This is a genomic window from Streptomyces sp. UH6 (assembly GCF_013421635.1).
Taxonomy (GTDB): Bacteria; Actinomycetota; Actinomycetes; order Streptomycetales; family Streptomycetaceae; genus Streptomyces; species Streptomyces abyssomicinicus.
Map to the genome: position 1 here is coordinate 1 of NZ_JACADT010000807.1, position 2,603 is coordinate 2,603.

General features: G+C 69.8%; 1 protein-coding gene and 1 tRNA gene. Both read right to left on the bottom strand.

Annotated features, from left to right (window positions below; all coding sequences use genetic code 11):
- A partial coding sequence (locus HW445_RS26105) for a glycosyltransferase family 2 protein (RefSeq protein WP_180223344.1) occupies nucleotides 1–1,842 on the bottom strand: 1,842 nt, incomplete at its 3' end.
- A gap of 371 nt (nucleotides 1,843–2,213) precedes the next feature.
- Nucleotides 2,214–2,287 (bottom strand) — tRNA-Lys (locus HW445_RS26110).
- Nucleotides 2,288–2,603 lie beyond the last annotated feature (316 nt).

Below are 2,603 nucleotides of genomic sequence, written 5' to 3' on the forward strand. Positions count from 1 at the left end.
GCGGCGCTCCGCGCGGAGGGTGAGGCGCCACATCACGATCGGCAGCGCCGTGATCAGCAGGGCCAGGGAGGCCCAGACCACCATCGCCGGGTGCGCGTGACCCTGCCGGAAGCCCACACCGATCGCGCCGCCGAAGACCGCGATGAAGAACAGGTGGATCCGGAACGTCCCGAAGAGCGTGTCCGGGCTCGCCGAGTCACCCTTCGGCGTCACCACGAACCGGCTCCTGCGCCGCAGCACCGAGTCCAGCATCGACCGCGCGTACACCGGCGCCGACAACGCCGACATCACCATGCCGGCGACGCCGCCCGAACCCTCCGGCTCGTGCGGCGAGACGTTGTGCCGCCGGTTCCACACGTACAGCCCGATCTGCAGCGCGGAGGCGTTCCCGTACAGCATCAGCCAGACCACCGGGTCGATGTCGACGCCCGACGCGCCCAGCCCCATGAAGAGCGCGCAGCTCAGCGCCGCCAGGATCCAGTTCAGGGCGGAGATCGGATAGAAGATGATCATCATCGTGTAGTTGAAGAGCTTGCCCGGCGGCATCGACCAGAAGCCCTTCCAGTACTGCGTGAGGATCGTCTCGTAGGTGCCCCGCGACCAGCGCAGCTGCTGGGTGAAGAAGTCGGTCCAGGAGTTCGGGCCCTCGCCGACCGCCAGCACGTCCGGGGTGTAGACCGACCGCCACTTGCGCCCGGTGGCCGGGTTGCGGTGGCGGTGGATCTCGAAGCCGGTCGCCATGTCCTCGGTGATCGAGTCGTACAGCCCGCCGATCTGCCGCAGCGCGGAGATCCGCACCGCGTTGGAGGTGCCGACGAACATGGGCGCGCCGTACCGGTTCCCGGCACGCTGGATCAGCGCGTGGAACAGGAACTGCTGCGACTCGGCGGCCTTGGTGACGAAGGTGTCGTAGTTGCCGTACACCTGCGGGCCGATGACGAAGCCGACGTCCGGGTCGCGGAAGAAGCCGAGCATCCGCTCCAGGTAGTTCGGCAGCGGCACGTGGTCGGTGTCGACGGAGGAGAAGAAGTCGTAGGCGTCGCCGTGCGCGTCCAGCCAGGCGTTGTAGTTGCCGTGCTTGGTCTTCGCACGGTGCGGCCCCTTCGCCCGGTTCCACCGCTCGACGCCCTTGCGGGAGAAGTGGCGCACGCCGAGCCGGGCGCACACCTCCTTGACCTCCGGATCGTCGCCCTCGTCGAGCAGCCAGACGTGCATCACGCCCCGGTGGCGGATCCGCACCGCCGCCTCCAGGGTCTTCGTGACCATCGCCAGCGGCTCCTTGCCGGGCACGAAGGAGGTGAGGAACGCGACCCGCGTCCCCGCCTGCGGCACCACCGGCACCGGGTCCCGGGCGACCAGGGTGGCGTGCGCGTTGGAGAGCACGTTGGCGCAGCGGAACAGCTCGATCAGGCCGATCGAGACCAGCATCACGACGTCCAGCGCCGGCAGGAAGTCGTACGTCGGGTAGTCCCGCTTCGTCCAGTGCGACGGCTGGAGCAGCCAGGCCAGCAGGCCCAGGGACAGCAGCGGGGCCGCGAGCAGCATCAGAGCGACGCGGATCCGGTGCGGCTCCTGCGAGATGAGCGACCGGTAACGGACCGTGTACGGCTTCTCCGGATCCGGGCGGGTGAGCGGCCCGGCGAGCCGGCTGTAGTGCTCGTAGTCGTAGGCCGGCAAGGTCCGCCGCAGCCTGCGGAAGACGCCGGTGGTGGTCGTCGTGCCGGTCGCCGGCGTGTGGCCGCTCGCCGTCCTGTGCTGCGGTGCGGCCACCGGCGCTCTGCGCGGCGGTGTGGTCGTGGACGCGCCGAAGTCCTGCGCGGCGCCTGTCGGCGTCGACGTCATGAAGTCATCCCCCCGCACGCGCCGTGGCGGTGCCGCGGCGCGTGTCCCGTTACGTCTCGTCCCCCCTGGCCGGCTGCTCCACGACGCCCCCCAGCGTCCGCATCGGTGCGGGGCCCCACCCCCGCCGCGGCGGCAACCGTGCGCCGCGCATCCCCAACGGCCGCGTTGCCGCGGCTACTTGTGTCCAGGGTTCTACGGGTTTGAGCATGATCGCAAGATGCGCAACGCGGTCGTAACAGGGCATACGAGCCCAATGGGGCGGCCGGGGGTGAGGTTGGGGCAAGTGGGACACCTGTGCGCCCCCCGGGTGCTGCCGCGCTCCCGCTGTGCGGGCACAGCAAAAGGCCCTCGCTTTCGCGAGGGCCTCGTCGTGCGCCGCCAGGGACTCGAACCCCGGACCCGCTGATTAAGAGTCAGCTGCTCTAACCAACTGAGCTAGCGGCGCCTGCTGACAGAGAAAACTCTACCCCACCTGGCGGGGTGCTCCCGACCACCTCACCTGCCCCTTTCGTCCATCGTTCGCCCCGTGGAGTGGCCGCGTACATCATTCGGACCGTCAACATGCGGCACTGGCGCGGGGTTGCGAGACTGGCGAACGTGCAGAAGCACGGACATTTCCCTACGAAATGTGAGGCAGATCGCATGACGGAGCCGGCCTTCGAGGAGTTCGACCCCGCCGGAGCGTGCGACTGCGCCGGGTGTGCGCACTGGCGGCGGGTGATGCCGGGCGGGGCGGGCTCCCTCCGGCATCCCGCCGGGGC